Below are 2,746 nucleotides of genomic sequence, written 5' to 3' on the forward strand. Positions count from 1 at the left end.
GCGTCAGAAAGTACACCCGGCCCGGTGTCAGTGTTTCCACGTCGTACTGCTTCGAGGAGTCGATGATGTGCAACCGGGGACGCAGCTTCTCGCTCGCGCGTTCGAACTTGTCACGAGTCTGCTCGTTCAGCTTCGGGTAGAGCGATACCCACAGGATGACCGGTTCCTCGCCGGGTATCACCGTGTCACCGAAAATCAGATCCTCGATGGCGGCCGCGGCGATGATCGTCTTGCCGGCACCGGTCGGTGCCGCGAGGCTCACAGCCGACGACTTACCCTTCGACGCGAGCCCGGCGCCCACTTCGATACCGCTGACGATCTCGCCGGCGGCCTGCGCCTGGTAGCCCCGGAGCTGGTACTCCATCAGCGCCCTCCCACGTTGATCTCGAAGTTGCTGAGATAGTTCTCGTACAGCCGGAACGACGACACCTCGGGCCGCATCGCTCGCACGATCGGGCCGTACGTGGTCTCCGAGTCCGAGACGACGTAGACGGTCTCGATCTCCGGTCGGCTGTTCACGAGCTCGACGAACGGTGCCCACTCGGCGACGCTGAACAGCACCGCATAGTTCGCGCCCTCGGGCACCGCGAATGCCTCGGCACGCTCAGCGATCACCGGGCCGCGCCCGCCCGCCTTCACCCACAGCAGCGTCGCGATCTGCCGGAATGCATCGTCGGCAGCGATGTCATCGCGGTCGAGGTAGTCGAGCTTCAAAAAGGTCACGTTCTCGTCGTACCCAATCGCACCCGGAATGCCCGACGCGATCTTCTTGCCGTCCGCGTCCATCACCGGGTCAGTGAGCTTCGAGCCGTCGCGCCGTGTGCCAGTGACAACCGTCTGGATTCGCGGCAGCGTGACCTTCTCGAAAACACCTTCCGCCTCCCACTCGGGATCTCCCGCTGCATGGCCAGCTTTGGTGAGGGCCGTCGCCGCCTTCTGCCCTACCTCGTTATTTGTCACGACAATCGACTGCCTGTGGCCGCCATCGGTCGCGTTGAGCTGCAGAACGGCGTGCGCAGTCGTCCCGGTGCCTGCGAAGAAGTCGAGAACTACGGCACTGGGCTGACCGCCTGTCGCGATGTTCACCCACCGCGCGATGACGTCGACGTCTTTCGGGAAGGGGAAGTCGTTGGTTCCGAGGATCGCAGCTAGTGACCTCGTAGCCTTCGATCGGTCCTGAGTGAACACGGGGGCAACAGACTGCTGGCTGCCGGCTTCCAGGAAGCGCTTCTGGCGCGCGGAACCGGTGCTGTCAGGGGCAAAGACGACTATGCCGTCTTCAATCGCTTGCATCATCCGCTCGCGCGACCAGATCCACCCGTTCGGATGCATCTTCACGGGCTTGCCATCGACCGGGTGCGGAATGTCGTACTGAAGGTTCGGGCGGGGAAAGGGGTTTCGCAGATCGCCCGTGCTGTAGACCTTGCCGGCGTGCTTCGGATGGCCATCAACTTGGTCGTACATGTTGAGGCCGCGCTCGGCACGGGCCGGGTGGTCAGCCGGAAGGGCTCTGCGCCAGTTTCGGAGCAACGCGGTGGCAGCTGCAGCGTCATGACCGGACTCCTCCCACGCATCGAGCCCAGCCTGCAGTAGTTCGTCGTACCCGGGACGTGACTCCTTCCAGGCATCACCGGTAGAGAGAAGCGCCTTGTCCTTCGCGAAAAAGAGCATGTAGTCGTGCGTGTCGGCGATGAACTTCACGTTGTTCTTACGGCCGCCCTGCCACACAACGTTGCCGAGGAAGTTCTGCTCACCGAATACTTCGTCCAGGAGCACCCGAAGGCGGTGGTGCTCGTTGTCGTCGATGGCGACGATGATGACGCCGGTCGGAGCGAGGAGGTGTCGCGCGAGCTCGAGGCGCTTCTGCATGAAGCTCAGCCACTTGGAATGGCGGTATGCGTCCGCGTCGCCGACGTAGCGGTCGTTGTAGATCCAGTCGCCGGCGCCGGTGTTGTAGGGCGGGTCGATGTAGATCAGATCGACCTTGCCCTCGTGCGTGTATCGGAGCGTCTCGAGCGCGTGGAAGTTCTCACCCTCGATGACGAGGTGGTGCGGCTTGTCGCCGCCGCGCTCTATCGACCCGAGCGGCGTGAAGCCTGGGTAGACGGGCTCGTCGAAGACACGCGCGACCACGAGGTCGCCTGTCGGCACTTCGCGCGTTTCGCCGTCGTGGTGCAGTTGCGCGACTCCGCCGACGACCCTCTTCACCTCCCAGTAGCGCGGGTCAGAACCGTCGCGTAGCTGGGCGCGGACGCCGCGTCGCACGCGGGCCTTCGGGATGCGGATGCCTTCGGGGAGGTGCTCCTCGAAGTTCAAGCCCCACTTCTTCTTGCCGGTGATCTGGGTGATCTCGGCGGCGATGCGGTCGCGCAGGGCCTGGTCGGCTACCTGATCCAGCAGCACGTCTATGCGTCGCCGTTCGTCGGTCATCGGGGCAGCTCCTCAGCCTGGAGCGTCAGTCCCGGACGCTCACTCGTCATCACGCTATCGGGCGCTTATGCCGGGCGTGTCTGTCTGCAGTGGGCCGCGGACAGAGAGGGCACCCGGCCGTGGATCGTCAAGTGTCAAGTCAACTAATCCAGGAGGGCCGGATGTCCAGCGCTCCACTGACCGGGTGCCGTCTCAGATCTTAGCGGTCGCCCCCGTCGCCGGGGACTGACGCGTGCGGCGCGGCCGCGCATGCGCGCAGCCATGCCGCAACGCGCGCTTCGTCCCATTCCGTGATCTCGCTGGTGTGCAGTACTAA

2 protein-coding genes are annotated in these 2,746 nt (G+C 64.3%); both read right to left on the reverse strand.

Going from position 1 to position 2,746, the window contains the following annotated elements; genetic code table 11:
* Nucleotides 1-364 (reverse strand): DEAD/DEAH box helicase family protein (locus tag ACHFGS_RS00285; RefSeq protein ID WP_394289025.1); only part of this gene is annotated, 364 nt, incomplete at its 3' end.
* Nucleotides 364-2,430: a site-specific DNA-methyltransferase gene (locus ACHFGS_RS00290; RefSeq protein WP_054687514.1), complete on the reverse strand. Its 2,067-nt coding sequence runs from the start codon at nt 2,428-2,430 to the stop codon at nt 364-366. The genes ACHFGS_RS00285 and ACHFGS_RS00290, both read right to left, overlap by 1 nt.
* Between the last annotated feature and the right edge of the window lie 316 nt (nt 2,431-2,746).

The organism is Microbacterium sp., assembly GCF_043427715.1.
Taxonomy (GTDB): domain Bacteria; phylum Actinomycetota; class Actinomycetes; order Actinomycetales; family Microbacteriaceae; genus Microbacterium.

Bases quoted from the DNA above. Each gene is read 5' to 3' on its own strand.
- ACHFGS_RS00290 (WP_054687514.1), bottom strand. From the start codon at position 2,430: ATGACCGACGAACGGCGACGCATAGACGTGCTGCTGGATCAGGTAGCC.